Origin of the sequence: Brevundimonas sp. NPDC090276 (assembly GCF_044772165.1) — a bacterium.
Taxonomy (GTDB): Bacteria; Pseudomonadota; Alphaproteobacteria; order Caulobacterales; family Caulobacteraceae; genus Brevundimonas.
The window spans coordinates 1,018,909-1,041,704 of the sequence record NZ_JBIVYK010000001.1; the positions used below are offsets into that span (position 1 = coordinate 1,018,909).

Annotated in this window: 23 protein-coding genes; 7 read left to right on the top strand and 16 right to left on the bottom strand. The window is 69.2% G+C overall.

Going from position 1 to position 22,796, the window contains the following annotated elements; all coding sequences use genetic code 11:
* The first annotated feature begins 21 nt into the window (after window positions 1-21).
* A complete protein-coding gene (locus ACIQTU_RS04970) occupies window positions 22-1,179 on the top strand; it encodes a P1 family peptidase (protein ID WP_400543184.1) in 1,158 nt (385 codons plus the stop codon).
* A 7-nt stretch (window positions 1,180-1,186) separates the two neighbouring features.
* Here ACIQTU_RS04970 and xseA read toward each other — a convergent pair whose 3' ends face one another.
* Window positions 1,187-2,668, bottom strand: a complete 1,482-nt coding sequence (gene xseA / locus ACIQTU_RS04975; protein ID WP_400543187.1) for an exodeoxyribonuclease VII large subunit — start codon at window positions 2,666-2,668, stop codon at window positions 1,187-1,189.
* 66 nt (window positions 2,669-2,734) lie between these two features.
* Between xseA and ACIQTU_RS04980 the strand changes: the two genes are divergently transcribed.
* The 3 genes from ACIQTU_RS04980 (at window position 2,735) to purD (ending at window position 4,687) form a co-directional block, all read left to right on the top strand.
* Window positions 2,735-2,899, top strand: coding sequence for a hypothetical protein (locus ACIQTU_RS04980; RefSeq protein WP_400543190.1), 165 nt, complete (start codon window positions 2,735-2,737; stop codon window positions 2,897-2,899).
* 11 nt (window positions 2,900-2,910) lie between these two features.
* A complete protein-coding gene (locus ACIQTU_RS04985) occupies window positions 2,911-3,321 on the top strand; it encodes a PRC-barrel domain-containing protein (protein WP_400543193.1) in 411 nt (136 codons plus the stop codon).
* Window positions 3,322-3,409: 88 nt separating this feature from the next.
* Window positions 3,410-4,687 carry a phosphoribosylamine--glycine ligase gene (purD, locus tag ACIQTU_RS04990; RefSeq protein ID WP_400543196.1) on the top strand — a complete coding sequence of 426 codons (1,278 nt, stop codon included), beginning with the start codon at window positions 3,410-3,412 and terminating at the stop codon, window positions 4,685-4,687.
* Between the two features lie 48 nt (window positions 4,688-4,735).
* Here the strand turns inward: purD and ACIQTU_RS04995 are convergent, their stop codons facing one another.
* A complete protein-coding gene (locus tag ACIQTU_RS04995) occupies window positions 4,736-5,440 on the bottom strand; it encodes a murein L,D-transpeptidase catalytic domain-containing protein (protein ID WP_400543199.1) in 705 nt (234 codons plus the stop codon).
* 127 nt (window positions 5,441-5,567) lie between these two features.
* Here ACIQTU_RS04995 and ACIQTU_RS05000 point away from each other — a divergent pair, with 127 nt between their 5' ends.
* Window positions 5,568-6,884 carry an amidohydrolase family protein gene (locus ACIQTU_RS05000; protein WP_400543201.1) on the top strand — a complete coding sequence of 439 codons (1,317 nt, stop codon included), beginning with the start codon at window positions 5,568-5,570 and terminating at the stop codon, window positions 6,882-6,884.
* A gap of 54 nt (window positions 6,885-6,938) precedes the next feature.
* On the top strand, window positions 6,939-7,448 hold the full coding sequence (locus ACIQTU_RS05005; protein WP_400543204.1) for a hypothetical protein: 510 nt from the start codon (window positions 6,939-6,941) through the stop codon (window positions 7,446-7,448).
* On the opposite strand, the gene ACIQTU_RS05010 is transcribed toward ACIQTU_RS05005, so the two are convergent.
* The 7 genes from ACIQTU_RS05010 to ACIQTU_RS05040 form a co-directional block, all read right to left on the bottom strand.
* The gene (locus ACIQTU_RS05010; RefSeq protein WP_400543207.1) at window positions 7,445-9,736 is read right to left on the bottom strand and encodes a CHASE2 domain-containing protein; all 2,292 of its coding nucleotides are present in this window, start codon (window positions 9,734-9,736) and stop codon (window positions 7,445-7,447) included. The two genes, ACIQTU_RS05005 and ACIQTU_RS05010, sit on opposite strands and share 4 nt — an antisense overlap.
* Window positions 9,737-9,739: 3 nt before the next feature.
* A complete protein-coding gene (locus tag ACIQTU_RS05015) occupies window positions 9,740-11,089 on the bottom strand; it encodes a FecR domain-containing protein (protein WP_400543210.1) in 1,350 nt (449 codons plus the stop codon).
* 12 nt (window positions 11,090-11,101) lie between these two features.
* Window positions 11,102-11,830, bottom strand: a complete 729-nt coding sequence (locus ACIQTU_RS05020; protein ID WP_400543213.1) for a response regulator transcription factor — start codon at window positions 11,828-11,830, stop codon at window positions 11,102-11,104.
* Window positions 11,831-11,948: 118 nt separating this feature from the next.
* On the bottom strand, window positions 11,949-12,974 hold the full coding sequence (lpxK, locus tag ACIQTU_RS05025; RefSeq protein WP_400543216.1) for a tetraacyldisaccharide 4'-kinase: 1,026 nt from the start codon (window positions 12,972-12,974) through the stop codon (window positions 11,949-11,951).
* Entirely contained in the window at window positions 12,971-14,272 is a 1,302-nt protein-coding gene (locus ACIQTU_RS05030) for a 3-deoxy-D-manno-octulosonic acid transferase (protein WP_400543219.1), read from the bottom strand. Before ACIQTU_RS05030 ends, lpxK begins: the two co-directional genes overlap by 4 nt.
* Before the next feature lie 3 nt (window positions 14,273-14,275).
* Window positions 14,276-14,962: a lysophospholipid acyltransferase family protein gene (locus ACIQTU_RS05035; protein WP_400543222.1), complete on the bottom strand. Its 687-nt coding sequence runs from the start codon at window positions 14,960-14,962 to the stop codon at window positions 14,276-14,278.
* Window positions 14,959-16,824 carry an ABC transporter ATP-binding protein gene (locus ACIQTU_RS05040; protein ID WP_400543225.1) on the bottom strand — a complete coding sequence of 622 codons (1,866 nt, stop codon included), beginning with the start codon at window positions 16,822-16,824 and terminating at the stop codon, window positions 14,959-14,961. Before ACIQTU_RS05040 ends, ACIQTU_RS05035 begins: the two co-directional genes overlap by 4 nt.
* Window positions 16,825-16,914: 90 nt before the next feature.
* Between ACIQTU_RS05040 and ACIQTU_RS05045 the strand changes: the two genes are divergently transcribed.
* Complete coding sequence (locus ACIQTU_RS05045; RefSeq protein ID WP_400543778.1) at window positions 16,915-17,580, top strand: protein tyrosine phosphatase; 666 nt, start codon at window positions 16,915-16,917, stop codon at window positions 17,578-17,580.
* Between the two features lie 12 nt (window positions 17,581-17,592).
* Here the strand turns inward: ACIQTU_RS05045 and ACIQTU_RS05050 are convergent, their stop codons facing one another.
* From ACIQTU_RS05050 to ACIQTU_RS05080, 7 genes are all read right to left on the bottom strand, one after another.
* Entirely contained in the window at window positions 17,593-17,793 is a 201-nt protein-coding gene (locus ACIQTU_RS05050; protein WP_400543228.1) for a hypothetical protein, read from the bottom strand.
* Complete coding sequence (locus tag ACIQTU_RS05055) at window positions 17,790-17,975, bottom strand: hypothetical protein (protein WP_400543230.1); 186 nt, start codon at window positions 17,973-17,975, stop codon at window positions 17,790-17,792. Before ACIQTU_RS05055 ends, ACIQTU_RS05050 begins: the two co-directional genes overlap by 4 nt.
* A 111-nt stretch (window positions 17,976-18,086) precedes the next feature.
* Entirely contained in the window at window positions 18,087-18,323 is a 237-nt protein-coding gene (locus tag ACIQTU_RS05060) for a DUF4170 domain-containing protein (protein WP_400543233.1), read from the bottom strand.
* 35 nt (window positions 18,324-18,358) lie between these two features.
* Complete coding sequence (locus tag ACIQTU_RS05065) at window positions 18,359-19,153, bottom strand: 3'(2'),5'-bisphosphate nucleotidase CysQ (protein WP_400543236.1); 795 nt, start codon at window positions 19,151-19,153, stop codon at window positions 18,359-18,361.
* The gene (locus ACIQTU_RS05070) at window positions 19,150-20,496 is read right to left on the bottom strand and encodes a TldD/PmbA family protein (protein ID WP_400543239.1); all 1,347 of its coding nucleotides are present in this window, start codon (window positions 20,494-20,496) and stop codon (window positions 19,150-19,152) included. The genes ACIQTU_RS05065 and ACIQTU_RS05070 overlap by 4 nt, the downstream gene beginning before the upstream one ends.
* 49 nt (window positions 20,497-20,545) lie before the next feature.
* Entirely contained in the window at window positions 20,546-20,947 is a 402-nt protein-coding gene (locus ACIQTU_RS05075) for an MAPEG family protein (protein WP_400543242.1), read from the bottom strand.
* Window positions 20,944-22,776 carry a M14 family metallopeptidase gene (locus ACIQTU_RS05080; protein ID WP_400543245.1) on the bottom strand — a complete coding sequence of 611 codons (1,833 nt, stop codon included), beginning with the start codon at window positions 22,774-22,776 and terminating at the stop codon, window positions 20,944-20,946. The genes ACIQTU_RS05075 and ACIQTU_RS05080 overlap by 4 nt, the downstream gene beginning before the upstream one ends.
* Between the last annotated feature and the right edge of the window lie 20 nt (window positions 22,777-22,796).

Here is a 22,796-nt window from a genome sequence, read left to right on the forward strand (position 1 = left end):
AGTCGATGACAGGAGCCGCCTATGATCCGCCGAACCCTCATGCTGTCCGCCGTGGTGCTGGCGACGACGCTGGCGGTCTCGTCGGTCGCCGCGCAATCGGGCGAGGCCCGACCGACGATTCGCGATCTGGGGCGGACGCCCGGCGTCCTGTCGCCGGGGCCGCTGAACGCCATCACCGACGTGGCGGGCGTGCGGGTAGGACAGGTCTCGCTGCGTGCGGGCGACAGCATCCGCACCGGCGTCACCGCCATCCTGCCGCATGGCGGAGACCTGTTTCGCGACAAGGTCCCGGCCGGGCTGTCGGTGGCCAATGGCTTCGGCAAGCTGGCGGGCGCGACCCAGATCCGCGAGCTGGGCGAGATCGAGACGCCTATCGTCCTGACCAACACCCTGTCGGTGGCGCGCGGCATCGACGGCGTGCTGGACTGGACGCTGAAACAGCCGGGGCACGAGGACATCCGCTCGGTCAACGCCGTGGTGGGCGAGACTAACGACGGCGGGCTGAACGACATTCGCGCGCGGGTGGTCACCGCCGCCGACGTGGTGCGGGCTATCGAGACGGCGACGCCGGGCCCGGTCGAGCAGGGCGCCGTGGGGGCCGGGACCGGCACCATTGCGTTTGGCTTCAAGGGCGGCATCGGCACCAGTTCGCGCAAGCTGCCCGCCAGCCTCGGCGGCTTCACCGTGGGGGTCTTGGTGCAGTCCAACTTCGGCGGCGTGCTGAGCATGGACGGCACACCCGTCGGCGTTCCGCTGGGGCGCTACTTTCTGCGTCAGGAGGTGGAGGCCGAGCGCGCCGACGGCTCCATCATGATCGTGGTGGCGACCGATGCGCCCCTGTCGGACCGCAATCTGGAGCGGTTGGCAGACCGCGCCTTCGCCGGGCTGGCGCGGACGGGCGCGGTCTTCTCCAACGGGTCCGGCGACTACGCCATCGCCTTCTCCACCGCCGATGACGTGCGGCGGACGCCGGCGCGGCGCGGCGGCGCGATGACGGTGGCCGACTGGCCCAATGATCGCATGTCGCCCCTTTTCGTCGCCGTGGCCGAAGCGACCGAGGAGGCCATCCTCAACTCCCTGCTCAAGGCCGAGACCACGACCTCGGTGATTGACGGCCAGACGGTGACGGTCGAGGCGCTGGACGTCGAGGCGGTGAAGGGGCTGCTGGCGGTCCGCTAGAGCGGCGTCAGAACAGGTCGCCCTGTCCCGCGGCCGGCGGCTTCGGTCGCGGCGCGGGCTTGGGACCGGGCGCCGTTGCCGGACGCGGCGCTGCGCCTTCGCCGTCGACGACAGCGCTCCGCGCGCCGTCGCCGAAGACGATCCGCACCGCCTGACCCGGCGACAGGGCCGCGGCCGAGGCGATCATGGCGCCGGCCTCGTCCTCGATGCGGGCGAAGCCGGGCTTGGGTCGTTTGGGGTCCAGGGTCGCCAGGGCCCGCGACAGGGCCGCCAGCCGGGTCTCGTCGCGGTCCAGACGGCGTTTCATCGCCGGGCCGAAACGGTCGGCGTAGGCGGCCAGCCGGTCGCCGCGCCGTTCGATGGCGCGGTCCAGCAGGCCCTTGGACAGACGCCCGCCGACCACGGCCAGCTGACGCTCATGCACGGCGACATTGCGGTGCAGCCCAGAACCCAGACGGCTGGCGGCGTGGTCGAGCCTTTGCTGTGGCAGGGCCAGCAGGTCCTCGGGCCGGGCGGGCAGGCCGCGCGCGGCGGCCCGCAGCCGAGTGCGACGGTCTTCCAGCAGGCGCGATCCTGCGCGGGCCAGGCGGCCCTCCAGATCGGTCAGGGCCCAGCGCAGGTCGGCCAGGACCGGGGTGGCGATCTCGGCGGCGCCGGTCGGCGTCGGCGCGCGACGGTCGGAGACGAAGTCGATCAGGGTGGTGTCAGTCTCGTGCCCCACGGCCGAGATGATGGGGATGCGGGCCTCGGCCACGGTCCGGGCCAGGGCCTCGTCGTTGAAGCACCACAGGTCCTCGACCGAGCCGCCGCCGCGCGCGACGATCAGCAGGTCGGGGCGGGGGATCGGGCTGTCGGACCGCATGGCGTCAAAGCCGCGAATGGCGTTGGCCACCTGTCCACTGGCGGCGTCCCCCTGAACCACCACAGGCCAGACGATGACGCGGCAGGGCCAGCGTTCGGCGATGCGGTGCAGGATGTCGCGGATCACGGCCCCGGTCGGGCTGGTGATGACGCCGATGGTCGCCGGGAAGGTCGGCAGGGGCTTCTTGCGCGATGGCTCGAACAGGCCCTCGTCGCGCAGACGCGCCTTCAGCCGCTCCAACTGGGCCAGCAGGGCGCCGGCGCCCGCCGGCTCCATGCTCTCGATGACGATCTGATAGGAGGATCGGGCCGGGTAGGAGGTGATCTTGCCGGTGACGATGACTTCCAGTCCGCTTTCCGGCTGGGCGCCCAGGCCCTTGACCACGCCCTTCCAGATGACGCCGTCGATGGCGGCCTTGTCGTCCTTCAGCGTCAGATAGACGTGGCCCGAGGCGTGACGGTTCACCTTGGAGATTTCGCCGCGCAGCCTCACATGGCCGAAGCGGTCTTCAAGCGTGCGCTTCAGGGCGAAGCTGAGTTCCGAGATCGACAGGGGCGGGTTGTTGTCGCGCGCGGCGGCCGGCGCCTCGGCGGGGCCTTCGAAAGCATAGTCGTCGTCGGAGATCATGGCGCGACCTTAGCCCGTCCCGCGCGCGGCGGGAACGGGGGGGATCGACAGGCGTTGCCGTCGGTGATGTCCGACTATTCCCCGCCAGAACCTTCCGAAGAGGACCCGGCTGAACGCGACCTGTCGCGCCGTGCAGGCAATCCGTCGGTCCATCCCTGGCTGTGGCTGATGGGCGTCATCCTGCTGGGCGTCGTGGTCTATGCGGCGTCGGCCTTGCTGCCCTCGAGATAGGAGAGCCCTCCATGACCCGCAGCCTGATCCTAGCTGCCGCCCTCGCCGCCCTGCTGGCGGCCTGTTCCGAGCAGAAGAAGGAGCCGGCGCCTGTCGCCGAGCCCGCCGCCGCGCCGACACCCGCCGCCGCCACCGCCGGCCTGACCCGGGATGAGCCCATGGCGCTGGGCCTGACCGTCGCCCAGTTGGAAGACGCGGATCTGCTGTCGGCGAACGGTTCTGATCTGGGCGACGTCGAGCGGGTCGACGTGGACAGCGCGGGCAAGGTCACCGGTCTGATCGTCGCCCCGACCGGACCGGGCGAGCGCTGGGTGCGGCTGCCGCTTACCGGCCTGACCATCAAGGCGGACGGCGACGACCACGACGTGGTCACAAGCATGACCTGGGAAGAGGTCAAGGCTCTGCCCGCCTGGGCGCCCTGAACCCCGGCCCCCGAGTCTGGGACCCCAGAAACGCCGCTAACCCTTTCCCCGGCTTGACCCGCGCCGCCGGGGCGGTCATTGCGCAGACATGAACATTCTGCTCGTCGGATCGGGAGGGCGTGAGCACGCCCTGGCCTGGAAAATCGCCCAGTCGCTGCTGGTCACGCGGCTCGTCGCCGCGCCGGGCAATCCGGGCATGGCCCGGCACGCCGAGCTGCGGCCCGAGCTGAAGGCCACCGACGCCGAGGGCCTGACCGCCCTGGCGCGCGAGATGAAGGCGGACCTCGTCGTGGTCGGTCCGGAGTCGGCCTTGGCCGAGGGCCTGGCCGACCGGCTCAACACCGTGGGCATCCCCTGCTTCGGTCCCACCGCCAAGGCGGCCCAGCTGGAGACCTCGAAAGCCTTCTCGAAAGCCTTCCTGCAACGTCATGGCATCCCGACGGCCGGCTACGGCGTCTATGAGACCGTGGCCGAGGCCAAGGCGGCGCTGAACAACTATTCCGCCCCCTATGTCATCAAGGCCGATGGTCTGGCGGCGGGCAAGGGCGTGGCCATCAGCCCCGACAAGCAGGACGCCGAGGCCGAGATCGAGCGGATGCTGGGTGGGCGTTTCGGCTCGGCCGGATCGCGCGTGGTCATCGAGGAATTCATGGACGGCGAGGAAGGCTCGCTGTTCGCCCTTTGCGACGGCCAGCGCGCCGTCCTGTTCGGCGGGGCCCAGGACCACAAGCGCGCCTTCGACGGCGACATGGGTCCGAACACGGGCGGCATGGGCGCCTATTCGCCGGCCCCGGTCTTCACCCCGGAACTGGTGCAGCAGGCCGACGAGCGCGTGGTGCAGCCGACTATCCGCATGATGGCCGCCGAGGGCGCGCCCTATCGCGGCGTCCTCTACGCCGGCCTGATGGCGACGAACGAAGGCCCCAAGGTGGTCGAGTTCAACGCCCGCTTCGGCGACCCGGAATGCCAGGTGCTGATGATGCGCTTCGACGGCGACATCGTGCCTCTGCTGCTGGCCTGCGCGCGCGGCGACTTGACCAAGGCCCCGGCGCCCCGGTTCAAGGACGGGGTGGTCATCACCGTGGTTCTGGCGGCCAAGGGCTATCCCGACAGCCCGCTGGAGGGCTCGGTCATCCGCGGCGCCGATCAGGACTTCGGCCCCTATGTCCAGGTCTTCCACGCAGGAACGAAGAAGCGCGACGACGGGGTTCTGGTCGCGGCGGGCGGTCGTGTGCTGAACGTCTGCGCCCATGGCGCGGACATCGCCGAGGCCCGCGAACGCGCCTATGCGGCGATCGCCAAGATCGACTGGCCCGGCGGCTTCCACCGCAGCGACATCGGCTGGCGGGCGCTGGAGCCGCGCTAAGTGGAACGATAGCCCCTCGGGACTAACCCGAGGGTGATGGTCGAACCTTTAGGCCATGGCGAACAGCAGCCGGCCGTCACCCATGCGTTCGCGCAGGGGCGCCAGGTCGGCGTGCGACACCGAGAAGCAGCCGTAGGACCGGCCCAGCTTGCCTTCGCGGGCCAGGAAGGCCGGGTCGGCGTAGTCGGCGCCGTGGATGATGATGGCGCGTTCGCGGGCGCGGTTGTTGGAATACTCCAGCCCGTCCAGCAGGACGTTCGGTCCCTGTTGCGAGCCCCAGCTGGCGCCGGCCGTGGCGAAGGCGCCGATCGACGACATGTGGCTGTTCATCTCGTTCGAGAAGCGCTGGGCGAAGCCCGAGTGCGCCGGGTCCGAGCCGCGCCCGTGGCTGGTGCGATAGGCCGTGACCCATCCGCCTTCCAGATCGACTTCATACAGGCGGTCCTCGCCCGAGAACTTCTGGAAATCGACCAGGTACATCCGGTCGCGCTTGCTGATCTTGTGACCGTGGGCGTCCAACGCGGCGTGGGCGCGCTCCATCAGGTCCTTACGCACGATCCCATGCGGATCGATGACGGGGCCGCTCGCCTTGGCCACGGAAGCGGGCTGCGGCGTCACGGTCGGGCCCGGAACGACAGGGAGGCTGGCAGGCGCGGCGCCGGCGAGCTGGAGGTTGGAGGTCGAAGCGGCGGAAGAACATCCCGCCAACAGGGCCGAACCGCCCAGGATCAAGCCACGTCTGGAAAGCCGCATGCGACGCCCCTCGCACGATTAAACAACTGTGACGGCTTGTTTCACAAAGCCCCGTAACGACGCAACCTGAGCCTTGGCGAAAGCCGTCAAAGGGCTAAGGTGAAATATGGAGTTCTGGGAGGGACCGATGAAGAAACTGGCTCTGATTGTGACCGCTGCCGTTCTGGCCGCGACCTCGGCGCAGGCGCAGCAAGCCCCTGCGGTCGCGGCGGTTTCCGCGGAACAGCCGACCACGTTCGTTCAAGTGGGGCGACTTCTGGCCGATCCGGCCAGCGGCCGCGTGCTGCGAGATAAAACTCTCGTGATCAGAGGGAACCAGATCGTCGAAATCCGCGACGGCTTCGTCGGCGATGGAAAAGTGGTCGATCTGCGCAGCGCCTTTGTCCTGCCCGGCCTTATCGACAGCCACGTCCACCTGACCAGCCAGCAAAGCCCCAGCGGGCGTCTGGACAACGTCACCGAGTCGAACGCGACCCAGGCCATGATCGGCGCCCGTTACGCCCGACGCACCCTGAACGCCGGCTTCACCACGGTCGCCGACCTGGGCGCCAGCAATGAATCCATCTTCGCCCTGCGCGACGCCGTGCGGCGCGGCGACGTGCCGGGACCGCGCATCATCGCGGCGGGCTCGGCCGTCTCGGTCCACGGCGGTCACGGCGACATCAACGGCTATCGCGAGGACGTCATGCACGTCCTGTCGCCGGAAAGCGTCTGTTCGGGCGTCGAGGACTGCATGCGGGCCGTGCGCCTCCAGGTCCGCAGCGGCGCCGACATCATCAAGATCACCGCGACGGGCGGCGTCCTGTCCAACACGGCGGCGGGTCTGGCCCAGCAGTTCAGCGAGGACGAACTGGCCGCCATCGTCGCCTCGGCTCACCGCATGGGGCGTCAGGTCACGGCCCACGCCCACGGCGTCGACGGCATCAACGCCTTCCTCAAGGCGGGCGGCGACTCGATCGAGCACGGCACCTACCTGGACGACGAGTCCATGCGCCTGTTCAAGTCGCACAACGCCTGGCTGGTGCCGACCCTGATGGCCGGGGACTATGTGGCGCGCATGGCCTCCGGCCCTGACAACTTCTTCACCCCGGCCCAGACCGCCAAGGCGCTGGAGGCCGGACCCAAGATGCTGGACATGGCCCGTCGCGCCCATGCCGGCGGCGTCCGCATCGCCTTCGGCACCGACTCTGGCGTCTCGGCCCACGGCGACAACGCCCAGGAGTTCGCCCTTCTCGTTCGCGCCGGCCTGACCCCGCTGGAGGCCATTCAGTCCGCCACTGTCGGCGCCGCCGAGCATCTGAAGATTTCGAACGAGGCCGGGCGGCTGGCGCCGGGCATGCCCGCCGACCTGATCGCTGTCTCGGGCGACCCGCTGAGCGACGTCACCGAACTGCAGCGCGTCCGCTTCGTGATGAAGAACGGTCAGGTCTTCCGTCAGGACTGATCCGTCGATGATGACGGCCATGGCTCGACCGTACTCGGCGGGCTAGAGTGAGCCATGGCTTGTCGTTCCCCCATCTTGATCGCTTTGGTTTCCGCCGTCGTCCTGTCGGGATGCGCCACGGGACCGCGCATTGAGGTCACCGCTCCGGCGGCGTTCCAGCCCGGAGCGGCCACCTATCGCTTGGCCGTCGCCGACGCCGGAGCCGCGGATGTCGGCCCGGCGACCGCCGCCGTGCGCCGCCAGTTGCAGGCAAGAGGCTGGCGAGAAGGCGACAAGACTTCCGACTGGCTGATCGAGGTCGCCTATGCCGTTCGCCCTCAGCGGACCGGAACCTTCACCGATGACGCTGCGCGCAAGGGCGAGTGGACGGCATCGCCGGTTCTGCCGCAGTGGTGGAGCACGGGCCGCAAGACCCATGTCCTCAGCCTGACCCTGAACGGGCCGGGCGCTGCGCCGACCGTCTATGAGGCCCGGGCTGCGACCGTGGTCGGGGATCGCAAGAAGGATGCGGCGCTCGACGCCCTGGCCGAGGCCGTGGTCGCGGAACTGCCCGCCGCCGACTAGGCGTCGGCTTCTATCACGCGGGGCAGGGTGAGAACGAAGACAGCCCCGTCCGCGCCGCCTTCATAGCCGATCCGCCCGCCGTGACGCCGGGCCACGGTACGCACGAAGGCCAGCCCCAGACCCGAACCGCGCGCATCGGCGTCGCCGTGGCCGAAGGGCTGGAAGAGACGACGCTGGGCTTCTTCCGACAGGCCGGGTCCCTGATCGCGGATGCGCAGGGTCAGAGTGGGCCGCGCTTCCTCTTCGGCGGCCTCGAGCGTGCAGGCGATGACCCCGCCCTCCGGGCCGTACTTCAGGGCATTGTCGAGCAGGTTGGTCAGCAGTCGCCGCAGCAGGGCCGGATCGCCCTGAACCAGGTACTCCTCCTCGCCGTCGGGCGTCTGGATGGTCACGCCCTTGGCTGAGACCTGGGGCCACAGGGTGTCGGCGGCGTCCATCAGCACCTGACCCAGGTCGAGGACAAGGCTGCGATAGGGCTGGGACTCGGCGCGGGCCAACTGGACATAGCCCTCGGCCAGATCCAGCGTCTGCTGGGCGTAGGCGCCGATGCGCCGTTCGAAGGTCGGATCGGCGCGGTCCTGCCGGCCCTCCAGCAGGGTCAGGATCGACACCTGCGGCGCGCGCATGTCGTGGCTGAGCAGTTGCAGGGCCTGTTCGCGTTGGCGCTCGGCGACGCGGAAGCCGGTCATGTCGGCGAAGCGTACGATGTGACCCAGCGGGCGGCCGTCGGCGTCGGTCAAGGCGGCCGCCGCAACCTTGAGGACTTGACCTTCGGGGGCCAGAATATCGCCCAGGTCATTGGCCTCGTCGGTGATGAAACGTCGCCACGAGGGTTCGCCCAGGGTCAGGAACAGGTCGGCCAGGCCGGCGTTCGCGCCGAGGGCCGCGCCGAACAGGGCCTGTGCCCGATCATTGGCCACCAGCACGCGACCGTCAGGAGCGGCCACCACCGTGGCGTCGGGCAAGCTGCGCAGGGCGTCGGCGATGAAGCGGTCGAGGTCGCGAAGTTGCTTCAGGGCGGCGCGCAGGGTGTCGACCTGCTTGGCGACGATGTCGCCGTGACGCGGGGCGATCATGGCGGACGTCAGCCCGGCGATGGGAATGGGCGCGGCCTCGCGCTCGAAGGTTTCGACCTCGCTCTGCATATAGGCCGAGGCGGCGGCCAGCCGGCGCCAGCTCCAGAAGGGATAGGCCACCGCCAGTCCGGCAACGGCGGCGGCGGGCGGGAACCACAGACCCGCCGTGACGAAGGCGGCGGCGCTGAGGGCCAGCGTCAGCACGATCAGCGCCACGCCCAGAACCATATTGGCCAAGGGGCGCAGGATCAGGAAGCCCCCGATCAGCAGCGCCAGAGGCAGCAGCGACAGGGCCAACACCCAGGGGGGGCCGACGGTGCGCGGGCCGCCGCCTTCCAGCAGGGTCTGCAGCAGGGCCGCCTGGATCTCGACGCCCGGGCTCAGTTCGCCGTGAGGCGAGGCGGGGGTGGCGTAGCGGTCGCCCATGCCGGGCGCGGTGGCGCCGACCAGAACCAGCTTGTCCTTCAGGAAATCGGCCGGAACCTCGCCGTTCAACACGTCGACGAAGGACAGGGTCCGATAGCGGCCGGGTGGCCCGCGATAGGCGATGGCTTCCGGCGCGGCGGCGATCAGGGGCTCGTCGCTTGCCGCGTCAGGATGGGGGGCGGGCGGAACCACCCCCGCCGTCGCGGCTAGCGGCAGGATCAACTGCTGCCAGGTGTGAGCGCCCGCCTGCATGTAGAGCGGGACGCGGCGGATCACCCCGTCTCCGTCGACGATCATGTTGACGTGACCCAGGCTGGCCGCCGCGCGGACCAGGTCGGGCGAGGGCGCGCTGACCTGCCAGGCGGCGCCGTTCAGACCGGGGGCGTCGACCAGCAGCGGCAGATGAACATCGCGGGCGCGCGCCAGGGCGGCGGCCAGTTCGCCGTCGCCGGCCTCGGGCTCGGTAAACAGGACGTCATAGGCCACGGCGCGGGGCTGGACCTGGCTCAGGCGGTCAATCAGGGCGGCGTGGATGGTGCGCGGCCAGGGCCAGCGGCCCAGCTCGCTCAGGCTTCGGTCGTCGATGGCGATGATGACGATGGCAGGATCGGCGGGGCCGTCCTGAAGCCGGATCAGGCCGTCGTAGACCAGGTTGTCGGCGCGGTCGGCGACGGGGGTGAGCGCCAGCCAGCCGACCAGCAGGGCCGTGACCGCCGCCACCAGCCCCCATTCGATCAGGGCGCGTCGGCCTGTAAGGCGTGCGCCCAGCCAGCCCCGTGCCGGCACCCGTCAGCGCCCGATGCGCAGTTGCTGCGGCTCGGACCAGACCTGAAGCAGGCGGCCGAAGCGGTGGCGCGTGCCCTGCACCCGCCAGGTGTAGACGCCCGGCGGCAGGTCGCTGAGGGTGAAGGCCTGTTCGACTACGCCAGGCTGATCAACCAGGGGCGGGCCTTCGGCGCGGCCCTCGGCGTCCTCGCGCGACAGCTGGAAGCGGAAACGGGCCTCGCCCTCGCCCTCGGCCTCCCAGCGGAAGCGATAGAAGCGCCGGTTGTCGCGGCTCTCGCTGCCGGACGTCAGGCCGCCGACGCCGTTGCGGGCGCGGATGAAGCTGTAGGTGGTGGCGCGGCCTTCCAGGCCTTCAGGCGACAGGGCGCTGAGGCGCAGGAAGTAGGCCCCGTCCGTCAGCGGACCGAAAGGCAGGCGGGGCTGGTTCGGGGCGCTGTCGGCCTCGGCGAAGGCGTCGATCATGCCCGCGTCCGTCGCCAGACGACCGCGATAGCCGGCGGCGCCGCTCAGGGGCGCCAGGGCGAAGTCCACGACCGGGCCGGATTGAACCTCGTCGGGTTGGGTCAGGGCAGGCGCAGGCAGAAGCGGCAGCAGCCGCGTGTCGGTCAGGCTGGTCGACACCCCTTGATCGGCGACGGCGACGGCTTCGCTCAGGCCGTCGCCCGAATCGACCTCGACCACGCCCTCGATGACCTCGGTCGCCGAGCGATCGGCGTCGTCGTTGTAGGCGACGCGGAAGTCGGTGCCGCGCACGGCGGAGACCGAGACGGGGGTGCGGACCACGAAGCCGCCGGGGCGACGACGCGGCGTCACGCGGGATTCAGCGCGGCCGGCTTCCACGGTCAGGGCATGGTCGACGGCGCCGTTCAGGGCGTAGCGCCGCAGGCGGGACAGGCGGACCCGGCTGTTGGACGGCACGACGACATGACTGCCGTCCGACAGGGCCAGGCGGACGAAGGCGTTGGCGCCGGTGGTCAGGATGGCGTTCTCGGCCAGGGTCTGACCCTGAACCGGCGGGGCGGCGCGACCGCCCTCGCTCAGGGTGACGGCGCCCCGGAAGCCGGCGATCCGCGCATAATCGGGGTCGGCGCGCAGCAGCGAAACCGGAATGGTCAGGGTGCGCCCGATGGGCAGGCGGCGCGGATTGGCCACACGATTGTCGCGCTGCACCCGGCGATAGTCTGAGGGACGGTTCAGATAGGCGGTGGCCAGATCGATCAGGGTGTCGCCGGGCCGCACCACATAGTCGAGCGTTTCGACGGCGGCGGGCGCGGATCCGGTCTGGGCGAAGCTGGGAGAAGCCGTGAGCAGCGCCGCCGTCAGGCCGACGATGATCATCCGGTTTCTGTTCATGTCGTCGCCCCTTTACGCGTCCTCGGACTCGACGTCGTCCATGAGGGGCTCAACGGCGCCGACGCGTTCCAGACGGTATCCGTAGCTGTAAATGGGCGTCAGGCGGAAGCCCTGTTCGGGGCGCAGTTCAAGCTTGGTGCGGATGCGCGAGATGTGCATGTCCAGCGAGCGGCTGTTCAGGTTGGGTTCGTTGCCCCAGACCGTCTCGAGAATATAGGTCCGCGACAGGGCGCGGTGCAGGTTACGGAACAGCAACTGCGCCAGCGCATATTCCTTGGCTGTGAGGACCACGCTCTTGCCATCGCGGCTGACGGTGCTGGCCGAGTCGTCGAAAAGGGTGTCGCCGTGAACTTCGGCGCCAGGGGTCGAATGTTGGGCATAGACGCGGCGCATCAGGGCGTTGATGCGCGCTTCCAGAACAGCCGGAGACAGGGGTTTGGGCAGGTAGTCGTCAGCGCCCGCGTTCAGGCCGGCGACGATGTCCTCGTCCTCGGCGCGGCTGGTGACCAGAAGCATGGGCGGCGGCGGCTTCAGGTTGGTGCGGGCCCAGGCCAGCACTTCCAGACCGGAACGGTCAGGCAGATTCCAGTCCACGATCAGAAGGTCGAATGTATCCTTGCGCAGGGCCGAGATCAGGGCTTGAGCTCGAGAGAACAGGACGGGGCGGTAGCCAGCCGTCTCCGTCACGCTGGAAATGGTTTCCAGCTGGACCGGGTCGTCGTCGAGAACTGCGATCTTCATGCTACTGAGTGCTCCGAGAGATCACCCATCCATAACGCTTAAGGTCAGGCTTGGGGCCGAAGACCAAGGTCAGGATTGTAAAATCTCGTCACTTCAGGAAGGGTTTGCCCACTGGGCGCTATCTGAGAGGCAGGAACGACTTAACCTTCCCATGAAGGAAGGTTTGAAAAGCCGCTTCGTCCGTCAATCGCGCTACGACCGGCCAGGCGACGATGCGGTCGCGCCAGGCGGGCGGCAGGCGCACCCAGTCCTTTTCCGTCGTCACCAGACCGGCCTCGAACAGGGCCGCCCGATCGGTCAGCAGGGCGAAGTCGCGCTCCGACAGCTCGGCGTGATCGGGGAAGGGGACGAAGTCCTTAAGGTCGCAGCCGGCGGCGATCAGCGAGCGCTCGACCTTCCACGGCTTGGCGATGCCGGCGAAACCGACCTGGGGCCCCGACGGCGGGGCGGCGGCGGGCTCCAGCCGGGCGATGAAGACGGGCAGGTCGCCAAAGGTTTCGACCAGTTCGGGGTCGACCTCGGCCAGGTCGGCGGGCAGCAGGATGATGACCGCGTCCGTCCGCGCCAGACCCGCCGCTAATGGCTCGCGCATGGGGCCGGACGGAAACACCGAGCCGTCGCCAAAGGGCCATTCGTCGCCGCGCGTCTCGCCGTCGACGACGATCAGGCTGAGGGTCTTTTTCAACGTCGGGTTCTGATGGGCGTCGTCCAGCACCAGGGCCTCGGCGCCGGCGGCCACGGCGGCCTTGGCCCCGGCCACGCGGTCACGCGCGATCCAGGCGGGGGCGTCGCTGGCCAGCATCAGCGGTTCGTCGCCTACCTCGGCGGCGGTATGGACGGCCAGATCGACCTGAATCGGACCTTCCAGCGTCCCGCCATAGCCGCGCGACAGGGCGGCGGCCTCGACGCCTTGGGCGTGCAGCAGGCGCAGCACCTCGCGCGCGATCGGCGTCTTGCCGGAACCGCCCACGGTCAGATTGCCGATGGAGATGACGGGCGCGCCGGGATCAACGGGTTCTGCGCGGGCGATGCGACGGGCGGTGACGCCGGCCCAGATCCAGGAGGCGGGCTTGAGCAGCATCCGCGCGACCGGGGCGTGACGGCGGTCGCGGCTGTACCACCAGCGGGGCGTGTTCAGCTTCATCGACGGCCTCGCGACGGGGCGGCGGGCAAATGCGCCTGCAAGGCCAGCCACAGACGGTCCAGACCGGCGGCAGCCTCGGCAGCGGCGCGGCGGCCGCGCTCGCCCATGTCACGCGCCGCGTCGGGATCAGCCAGCAGCGGGCCGACGATGCCCGGCAACTCAGCGGGCGACAGCACCGAGACCAGTCCGCCGGATTGCTTGAGCATCCGTGTCACGGCGGCCCAGTTGCTGGCGTCGGGGCCGGTGACGACGGGCTTGGCCAGACGTGCGGGTTCCAGAGGATTGTGGCCGCCGACGGCGCCGCCGCCCAGAGCGGGCGCGAACGAGCCGCCCATCACCACCACGTCGGCCAGACGCATGAACAGGCCCAGTTCGCCCAGCGTGTCGGCCAGGTAGATGTCGGTGTCGTCGGTGATCGGCTGGCGCAGGCTGCGCCGGGCGAAGCTGTAGCCATCCTGAGCCAGCGCCCGCGCGATTTCGTCGGCGCGCTCGGGGTGGCGCGGCACGACGATCAGGAAGAGGCGCTCGGCCAGATGGTCCAGCGCCCCGACGATGGCCATTTCCTCGTGTTCGTGGGTGCTGGCGGCGACGACGACGGGACGGTCGTCGATCAGGGCCGACAGGCGGCCGAACTCGCCCTTGTCATAGGGCAGGGGCTCGCCCGACAGCTTCAGGTTCACCTGACCGTCGACGCGGGCGCCGAGCGCCGTCAGTCGGTCGGCGCTGGCCTGATCCTGCGGCCAGACATGGGTGAAGCAGGCCATCAGGGCGCGCGCCATGCCGGGGGCTTTTTTCCAGCCCTCGGCGGTCTTGTCGGTGATGCGGGCGCTGACCAGGGCCAGGGCCACGCCCTTCTTCTTCGCTGCCGTCAGCAGGTTGGGCCACAGCTCGCTTTCGACGAAGACGCCGATGGTGGGCCGCCAGTGGTCGAGAAAGGCGGCGACGGCGCCGGGGCTGTCAACAGGGGCGAACTGATGGATGACGCCGGCAGGCAGACGTTGGGCCAGGATCTGCGCCGAGGTCAGCGTCCCGGTGGTGACCAGAACCGCCACGTCGGGCCGGTCCTTTCGAATGCGCTCGGCCAGGGGCAGGATGGACAGGGCCTCGCCGACGCTGACGCCATGAATCCAGATTAGCGGCCCGGCGGGGCGGGCGACACCGGCCAACCCCAACCGTTCGTCGACGCGCTGCGGGTCTTCCTTGCCCTGCTTGACCCGGCCGTCGAGCAGGCGAGGGGCCAAAGGCTCGATCAGACGGGTCAGCAGGCGATAGGCGATCAGGGCGGGGCTGAAGATCACGGCCTAGACCCGCTCCAGACCGACGAGGGCGTCAGCGCGGGCTTCAACCGCCGTCAGCCGTTCGGTCCACTCGGCGACCACCTCGGACATCTCGGCGCCTTCAGGATACCAGACCTTGTCCCAGACCACGGCGCCCTTGCCGAAGGGCAGGGGCAGGACGGCCTTGTCCCAGCTGTTCAGCCGCATCGCCGGTTTGCAGGAAATGCCGATGAAGAGGACGGGCGCGCCCGACAGTTTGGCCATCAGCGGCAGGCCCTCGGCCATCTGCCGCGCCGGCCCGCGCGGGCCGTCGGGGGTCAGGGCCAGGCCGCCGACCTTCAGCTGTTTCAGACCGTCGCGCAGGGCCTGGGTGCCGCCCTTGGACTGCTTGGCCTTGTCCTTGTTGCTGGATGAGCCGCGCACGGCGGGGATACCGAGCCGCCCCACAGCGCGCGCGAAGAACTCGCCGTCGGCGCTCAACGACACCAGCCCCTTGACCGGCTGGGCCCGCTTCATCGGCCAACTGGCCGGGGCCAGGGCCAGCCGCGAGTGCCAGAAGGCGCACAGGACGCCGCCGCCCTCGGCCCACACCTCCTCGGCCACCGCTTCGTTTTCATATTCCCAGCGGATGGTGGCATAGCAGAACCGCATCCATTCCGAGAGCAGCCAGGCCAGGGAGGTCTGGATGAGCGGATTACGCAGGGGCCTCATGCGCCGGTCTCGTCGGGCAGGGGCGAGGCCACCACGGGCGCGGGCCCGTCCAGCGACTGCTGCCTGGCCAGACGGGCGTAGAGCCCGCCCTTCTTGACCAGGGCGCTATGCGTGCCCTGCTCGACCACGCGACCAGCCTCGATGACATAGATGCGGTCGGCGTTCTGCACCGTCGACAGGCGGTGGGCGATCATCAGGGTGGCGCGGCCGTGCATCAGCCGCTCCAGCGCCGCCTGGACCAAGGCCTCGCTCTCGGTGTCCAGTGCGCTGGTCGCCTCGTCCAGCAGCAGGATGGGGGCGTCCTTCAGGAAGGCGCGGGCGATGGCGATGCGCTGGCGCTGACCACCAGACAGCCGCATCCCGGCCTCGCCGACGCGGGTGGCGTAGCCCTCTGGCAGGGCGGCGATGAAGTCGTGCGCGGCGGCGGAACGGGCGGCCTCGACGATCTGTTCGGCGGTGGCGCCCTGACGCCCATAGGCGATGTTGGCGGCGATGGTGTCGTCGAACAGGAAGGGTTCCTGCGTCACCAGGGCGATGTGATCGCGCAGGGACTTCAGCTTCAGTTCGCGGATGTCGCGGTTGTTGATTGTCACGGCCCCGGCGGTGACGTCGTAGAAGCGCGGCAGCAGGGACAGGATGGTCGACTTGCCGCCGCCCGACGGGCCGACCAGGGCGATGGTCTCGCCCGGCGCGACCTTCAGGCTGACGTCCGACAGGGTCGGCGCGCCGCCTTCTTGATTGGCGGCATAGGTGAAGGAAACATGGTCGAAGGCGACCGTGACCGGCCCGGTTTCCAGCTCGACGGCGTCGGTCGCCTCGCGGATCTCAGGCTCGATATCCAGGGCGGTGAACAGGCGACGCGCGGCGGTCATGCCTTCGCTTAGGACGGTGGTCAGGTTGGTCACCTGACGCAGTGCCTGTCCCGCCAGCAGCAGCATGCCGATAAAGGAGGCGAAGGCGCCAACCGTCATCTGGCCCTGGCTGGCGCTCCACCCGGCATAGGCCATGACGGCGGCGACAATGCCGTAGGCGACGATATCGCTGGCCGGTCCGGCGAAGGCGCGGCTGTCGGCGCCCTTGATGATATGGCGCTGGCGACGGGCGATGACCTCTCCGACACGGGCTTCCTCGGCGGCTTCGCGGTTCTCGATCTTGATGACGCGGACGCCGTCCAGGTTCTCCATCAGGGCGCTGGACAGGGCCTCGGTCTCGACCATGGCGCCGCGGGCGGCCTTGCGCGACTTCTGACCGAAGCGGCGGATGATCCAGCTGACGACCGGCACGCCCAGAAGGACGATCAGCGTCAGTGGCAGGTCGATGAAGCCCATGGCGATGATGACGCCCAGCAGCATCAGGGCGTTCTGGGTGTAGTTGACCACGCCCGAGGTGAAGGCTTCGCGCACCAGGTTGGCGTCGAACAGAACGGACGAGACGAAGCTGCCGGAGTGCTGGCCACGCAGGCGCGACAGGTCAGCCCGGATCATGCCCGAGAAGAGCTGCTTCTGGATGTCGCCGACGATGCCGTGACCCAGCCGGTTCACCAAGGCCGACTGCGCCGCCATGGCCAGCGACCGGATCACGGCTACCACGATAATGAACAGCGGAATGAGGATCAGCACCTTGTCCGCTGGAATGCTGACCAGGCCCCAGACCTGAACCGGCCCTTCGTGCTTGGTGAACAGCAGGTCGATCGCCGGTTCCAGGAACTTCAGCAACAGGGCGGTCAGCCCGCCTGAAATCGCGGCGCAGAACATGGAGGCGAAGAAGGCCGGCTTGTGCCGGGATAGGTAGTCGCGCCAGATCCGGCTCAGAAGCGGCCGCAGAGGTTCGCGGGTGTCGGATGCGGGCGCGGGGGTGGTCATGGCTCTCGGTCGAACGGGTTGGGCGTCAAGTCAAGCCGCACGGCGAAGCCTGCAGGTGACGCGGTGCGGTTTCGTCGCTATCTGCGGCATATGCAGCGCTATGATCTGACCACGGCGATGGGCCGATTCAAGGCGTATTGGTCCTATTTCTGGGCCGACCACGCCTTCCTGCGCACGGCCTTCACCAACGCCCACTGGCTGGGACCGGATCTGGTGCGGACCAATCAGCCGTCTCCGGGGCAACTGGCCTATTGGCAGAGGCGCGGGATCAAGACCGTCATCAATCTGCGCGGTCAGCGCGACGAGTCCTATTACTGGCTGGAGAAGGACGCCTGCGCGAGTCTGGGCCTGACCCTGATCGACGCCCCGCTGGACTCGCGCGACGCGCCGGGCCGCGACCGCATCCACCGGGCGCGTGAGCTGTTCCGAACGATTGAATACCCGGCCCTGATCCACTGCAAGTCGGGCGCGGATCGGGCGGGGATGATGGCGGTGCTTTATCGCCACTTTCACCTGGGCGAGCCGATCTCGGCGGCCATGTCGGAGCTGGGCAAGCGCACCCTGCACAGCCGCGAGGGCATGACCGGCGTGCTCGACTATGTCCTGGAGAAGTACGTCCGCGAGGTTGAACCGACCGGCGTCAGTTTCGAGGACTGGATCGACAGCGACGCCTATGATCCCAAGGCCATCCGCGCCGAGTTCAAGGCCGGCTGGTGGGGCAGGCTGATCGTCGACCGCCTGCTGAAGCGCGAGTAGTCAGCCCGGCCGTCAGCCCCAGGGCCCGCGCTTGGGACCATGATGCGCCGTCTCGGCGTCGCGGCGGGCCTTGCGGTCGGCTTCCCACTGGCGGAACCAGCGCGCATAACCGCGCTCGCGGCCTAGAACGACCAGCCACAGGGCCAGAACGCCGACCAGAGAGATGACGCCGAGCAACTGCTGTCCGTCGATAGTGTAGCCGAACAGGGTCAAGATCGGGGCTCCGGTTCGTGGGGGCGGTGGTGATGGGTTTCGGCCGGGGTGATGGGATCGTTCCAGGCGGTGTCCTGATCCTCGCCCGGACGCGGCGTGTGCGCCGGGCCTTTGCGCACGACCCAGACGATAGCGACGACGGCCAGGATCACCAGCAGAAGGACGATCAGGGTGGGCATCATGGCAGTGGCCTCTCCAGAAACGCCAAAGGCGGCTGACGAGAAAGCGCGTCAGCCGCCTGTGCGGTTCCGAAACGTCGCGGTGAAGCGCGCCCGAGCCCTAGGGCCTGCGACTTAGGCGTCCGAGCGCGGGTCGATCAGCTTGTGCGCGTGCAGGATGAAGTAGCGCATGTGGGCGTTGTCGACGGTAGCCTGGGCGCGGGCCTTCCAGGCCTGCTTGGCTTCGTCATAGCTGCCATAGGCGCCGACGAACTCGACTTTGGCCAGGTCGCGGAAGATCGGCTCGGCCGGATGGCGCATCTCGCCGCCGATGACGAGGTGAAGCAGTTGGGGATCGTGGGCGTCAGCCATGGAGAGGGGGTTCCATTGCGAGAAAAAAGGGGAGATCAGATCGCCAGCGGGATAGGCGCTGTGCGCCTCACGATCAACGGGTGAAGGGCCGGCGCGGCGCAGATCAGGCTGGTTTGACGCGGATCTGGGCGATTAAAGCACCAGTCACGGCCCATATGGTCGCTGACTTTCGCTCCCGCCTCCTCGGCGATCAGGGCGCCGGCGCAGACATCCCAGTCCCATTTGGGGCTGATCGCGATGGCCGCATCAAAGGCCCCGGCGGCGACCAGGGCCATGCGATAGGCCAGGGCGTTGCGCTTGGTGAAGCGCATTTCCGGCCAGGGCTCGGCCCATTCGCGCGCCTCCATCAACCGGGCGTCGGCCAGAAGCTCGGCGTCCTCCAGGGTGTCGGTGTCCGAGGCGCTGATGGGGCGGCCCTGCAGCCGGGCGCCGCCGCCGAGCGTGGCCTCGAACATCTCGCCCAGCATGGGGGCGTGGATGACGGCGGCGACGGGGCGGCCCTCCTCGACCACGGCGATCGGCACGCACCACCACGGCTTGTTCTTCATATAGGCGACGGTGCCGTCGATGGGATCGACGACGAAGATGCGCTTCTTGGTCAGGCGCTCGGGGCTGTCCGCTGTCTCTTCGGACAGCCAGCCATAGTCGGGTCGGGCGTTCAGCAGCGTGTCGCGCAGCAGTTGGTCCACCGCCAGATCGGCGCTGGTGACGGGCGAACCGCCTTCCTTGGACCAGACCTTCAGTCCCGCCTCGCGATGCTCAAGCGCCAGCCGGCCGGCGGCCAGGGCCGCGTCGCGGATCAGTTCGAGGTCGGACAGAAGGTCGGTCATTTTCCGGCGATGGCCACCGCGTCGAACATCAGGGAGGGGCTGTTGAAGGAACCCCGGAACTCCAGATCCGATCCCCGCAGCAGACGGGCGTAGAGGTCGATCAGATTGCCCGCCACGGTCACTTCGCTGACCGGATAGGCCAGTTGGCCGTCCTCGAACCAGAAGCCGGACACCCCCGCCGACCAGTCGCCGGTATTGGCGTTCAGCGACGGGCCGAACATGGAGGTGATCAGCAGGCCCGATCCGGCCTTGGCCATCAGGCCGCCCTTGTCGTCTTCGCCCGGCGCCAGGTGCAGGTTGTGGGTCGAGACGCCGGAGGGGCCGGCCAGCCCGCGCGAGGCGTGGCCGGTCGAGGCCAGACCCAGCTGGGCGGCTGAGGCGGTGTTCAGCAGCCAGGTGGTGATGACGCCGTCCTCGACGATGTTGCGCCGTTCGACCGCCACGCCCTCGTCGTCAAAGGGGGTCGAGCCGAGGCCGCGCAGGCGGAAGGGATCGTCGACCATGTCCACGCCCGCCGGCAGGACCTGTTGACCGAGCTTGTCTTTCAGGAAGGAGCTGCCGCGCGCGATGGCCGGGCCGGAAATGGCGCCCAGCAGGGGCGACAGGACCTGGGTGGCGATGCGGTTCTCGAAGATGACCGGGGCGGTGGTCGAGGCGATTTTGCGCGGGCCGACGCGGGCGACGGCGCGCTCGCCCGCCTTCAGGCCGATCTCGGCGGCGCCCGGCAGGTCGGACAGGTGGCGCGTCGCCCGGCTTTCACCGCCGCGCTCCATGGCTCCGTCCTTCTCGGCGATGACGCCGACGCCCAGCGAGAAGGCGCTGCCCCGGTGGCGGCCGTCAAAGCCGTGCGAGGTGACCAGGCGCCATTCGCTGGCCGACCAGGAGGCGTGCCCGCCCTCGGACTTGGAAACGCCCTCGACGGCGAGTGCAGCGGCCTCGGCCTCGGCGGCGGCGGCTTCCAGCGCCTCGGCCGTGCGCTCGGACGGGTCGAACAGGTCGAGGTCAGCGTGCGGGCCCTGGGCCAGCCGGTCCTGCGGGGCCAGGGAGGCATAGGGGTCTTCGGGCGCCAGTTTGGCCATGGCCACGGCCCGCTCGACCAGACGGGCGCGGGTGGCGTCGGACAGGTCGGAGGCGGACACCGTCGCCTGCCGGCGACCGACGAAGACGCGCAGGCCCAGATCGCGGGCTTCTTCGCGCTCGACCTCTTCCAGTTCGGCGTTGCGCACGCCGACGGACAGGGAGGCGCGGTGGGCGGATACCGCCTCGGCGGCGTCGGCGCCGGCCTTCAGCGCGGCGGCGACCAGATCATGCAGGATGTCGGGGGAGGGCGTCTGTGCGGACATGCCCCGATATGGCGGACCCGCCGCTGTATCGCAACCGGCCCGCCGCGCTTCAGAGGATCGACCAGCCGATCAGGCTGACCGCCGCCACCAGCAGGGCCAGCCAGGTCAGGATCATGCCGACCGATCGGCCCAGCGACGGGCCTTGCTGGAACAGCAGGCCCAGGGCGTGGATCACCCGGCCCGCGAACAACGTCCCGCCGACCGCATGGATCAGCAGGGCCGGCGCGCCCAGGAAGGCCAGCAGGATCAGGCCGCACATCCCCGCGGGGATGTACTCGGCCGCGTTGGCGAAGGCGCGGGTGGCGCAGACCAGTTCACGCTCGCCGCCGTCGCCGAACTCGACCATGTGCTTGCGGCGCCGGTTCACCACCACGCCCGACAGGCCGAACATCAGCAGGATCAGCAGCCCGCCCCACAGGGCCGCCGCCTGAATGGTCGGGATCAGGCTCAATGTTCGCGCCCCACCGGATAGAGGCGGAAGCGCTGATCATAGAAGGGCGTGCGCTCGTAGAACCAGGCCAGACGGGCGTCGCCATCGGCGGCGAAGGCGGGCTCGGCGGCTAGCTTGGCCTCGAACTCGGTCTTCAGCGCCGGATCAGCGGCCAGCATCTTCTCGGCCAGGGGCGCGATGGCGTAGGCCTCGATGTATTCGACCCGGTTCAGCACCTCGGGGAACATGCCCCAGGCGAAGAAGCTCTCGGACGACTGCGGCTCCAGCAGCAGGATGGCGACGTCGCCCATCGGCTGATCGGTCGGCACCCGCACCGAACCGACGGGGAAGGTCCAGTCCTTCGCTTCCGGGCGGACCTCGCCGACCGTGATCGGCACATGGCCTTCGTTGGTGCGGGCCGAGACCTTGGGATCGACCAGGCGCAGCATGTCGACGGTGACCGTGCGCGGCGCTGTCAGGGTCTCCATCTGCACGCCGTGGGTCTTCAGCCGCTCGATGATGTCAGCGCGATAGGACGGCACCCAGTAGGCGCTCGGGCGCTTCAGCGTCAGGGTCGGGTGCGAACCGAAGTAGGGCACCTGCCACAGCTCCGGGTCCGGCTGGCCCAGCCAGCGCAGTTCGGGACGGCCCGAGGCGGCGCTTTGATAGGTGTCGTAGAGGATGCCCTTGAACGGACGGGTGCGGATCGGCTGCTCGTCGCCGACGAAGTTGGCGGGCAGTTCGGCGGGACGCAGGGCGCGGTCGGCCCTGATGGCGGCGCGCAGGGTCTGCGACTTGTCGGCCAGCAGCCTCAGCGCTTCTTCCAGGAAGACATAGGTGCCCAGCACCCGCTGCTCGTGCGGCTTCAGGCTGTGATTCTCGATCAGGATGGTCGGGACGTGGGCCGCCGAGCCCCAGCCGTTGGAGTAGCGTTCGCCCAGACCGCCGTCGTTCATGCCCTTCTTGGGGTCGCGGTCGTCGATGGCGAAGACCAGTTCGCCGGGGATGTGGCCCTGGGCTTCCAGCGCCGAGTTCATGTCGGGTTTGAAGGCGTCGTCCAGCCACTTGGCGATGGCCGGGCTGCGGCTCCAGACGCCGTTCTCGCCGTTGTAGCCGTAGGTGACGTCGTACTGATAATCGATGCCGTCGGTGACGTGGATGTCGACGTAGAGGTCGGGCTGATACTTGTGGATCAGGCCCATGACGGCCTGCATCTCGGCCTGATCCAGTTTCATGAAGTCGCGGTTCAGGTTCTGGTTGGTCGCCGTGTGACGCCAGCCCTGATTGCGCGGTCCGCGCTGGTTGGGGCGGGAATAGGGGCTGGTCCGCTCGTGTCCGTCTACGCTCAGGATCGGAATCAGGATCAGGTTGGCGCGGTCCAGCAGGCCGTCCTTGCCGTAGAAGGCCATGTCGCGCAGCAGCATCATGCCCGCGTCCTTGCCGTCGATCTCGCCCGGGTGGATGCCGGCCTGAGCCAGCAGCACAGGCTTGTTCGGATCCAGCGTCGCGCCGTCCTTGGAGGCGATGACGGCGTAGATCGGGCGGCCCTCCGGCGAGACGCCGAACTGTTCGATGCGGATCAGATCCGACGCCGCATCCAGCCGGTCGAACCAGGCGCGGGTGTCGGCGTAGGAGGGCGAGAAGTCATGTGCCGCATCGGCCTCGAAGGCCGTGACCCAGGGATCGGAAGCGTCGCGCAGCAGGGCCTTCGACGCGCCATTCCACGTCGGTGCGGGCGGCAGGAAGGCCTGGTCCCAGGGGGCGGCGTTGGGGACGGTGGGCGAGATGTGGGACATGGCGGGACTCGAAGCGAACGCCGTGACGGCGGCGAGGAACAGGCTGATGCGCATTCCCTGTCTTCCGCCGTCAC

Bases quoted from the DNA above. Each gene is read 5' to 3' on its own strand.
- ACIQTU_RS05015 (WP_400543210.1), bottom strand. From the start codon at position 11,089: ATGAACAGAAACCGGATGATCATCGTCGGCCTGACGGCGGCGCTGCTC.
- ACIQTU_RS05040 (WP_400543225.1), bottom strand. From the start codon at position 16,824: ATGACCACCCCCGCGCCCGCATCCGACACCCGCGAACCTCTGCGGCCG.
- ACIQTU_RS04970 (WP_400543184.1), top strand. From the start codon at position 22: ATGATCCGCCGAACCCTCATGCTGTCCGCCGTGGTGCTGGCGACGACG.
- ACIQTU_RS05060 (WP_400543233.1), bottom strand. From the start codon at position 18,323: ATGGCTGACGCCCACGATCCCCAACTGCTTCACCTCGTCATCGGCGGC.
- ACIQTU_RS05080 (WP_400543245.1), bottom strand. From the start codon at position 22,776: ATGCGCATCAGCCTGTTCCTCGCCGCCGTCACGGCGTTCGCTTCGAGT.
- ACIQTU_RS05035 (WP_400543222.1), bottom strand. From the start codon at position 14,962: ATGAGGCCCCTGCGTAATCCGCTCATCCAGACCTCCCTGGCCTGGCTG.
- ACIQTU_RS04985 (WP_400543193.1), top strand. From the start codon at position 2,911: ATGACCCGCAGCCTGATCCTAGCTGCCGCCCTCGCCGCCCTGCTGGCG.
- xseA (WP_400543187.1), bottom strand. From the start codon at position 2,668: ATGATCTCCGACGACGACTATGCTTTCGAAGGCCCCGCCGAGGCGCCG.
- ACIQTU_RS05005 (WP_400543204.1), top strand. From the start codon at position 6,939: ATGGCTTGTCGTTCCCCCATCTTGATCGCTTTGGTTTCCGCCGTCGTC.
- ACIQTU_RS05065 (WP_400543236.1), bottom strand. From the start codon at position 19,153: ATGACCGACCTTCTGTCCGACCTCGAACTGATCCGCGACGCGGCCCTG.
- ACIQTU_RS05000 (WP_400543201.1), top strand. From the start codon at position 5,568: ATGAAGAAACTGGCTCTGATTGTGACCGCTGCCGTTCTGGCCGCGACC.
- ACIQTU_RS05055 (WP_400543230.1), bottom strand. From the start codon at position 17,975: ATGATGCCCACCCTGATCGTCCTTCTGCTGGTGATCCTGGCCGTCGTC.
- purD (WP_400543196.1), top strand. From the start codon at position 3,410: ATGAACATTCTGCTCGTCGGATCGGGAGGGCGTGAGCACGCCCTGGCC.
- ACIQTU_RS05070 (WP_400543239.1), bottom strand. From the start codon at position 20,496: ATGTCCGCACAGACGCCCTCCCCCGACATCCTGCATGATCTGGTCGCC.
- ACIQTU_RS05045 (WP_400543778.1), top strand. From the start codon at position 16,915: ATGCAGCGCTATGATCTGACCACGGCGATGGGCCGATTCAAGGCGTAT.
- ACIQTU_RS05020 (WP_400543213.1), bottom strand. From the start codon at position 11,830: ATGAAGATCGCAGTTCTCGACGACGACCCGGTCCAGCTGGAAACCATT.
- lpxK (WP_400543216.1), bottom strand. From the start codon at position 12,974: ATGAAGCTGAACACGCCCCGCTGGTGGTACAGCCGCGACCGCCGTCAC.
- ACIQTU_RS04980 (WP_400543190.1), top strand. From the start codon at position 2,735: ATGTCCGACTATTCCCCGCCAGAACCTTCCGAAGAGGACCCGGCTGAA.
- ACIQTU_RS04995 (WP_400543199.1), bottom strand. From the start codon at position 5,440: ATGCGGCTTTCCAGACGTGGCTTGATCCTGGGCGGTTCGGCCCTGTTG.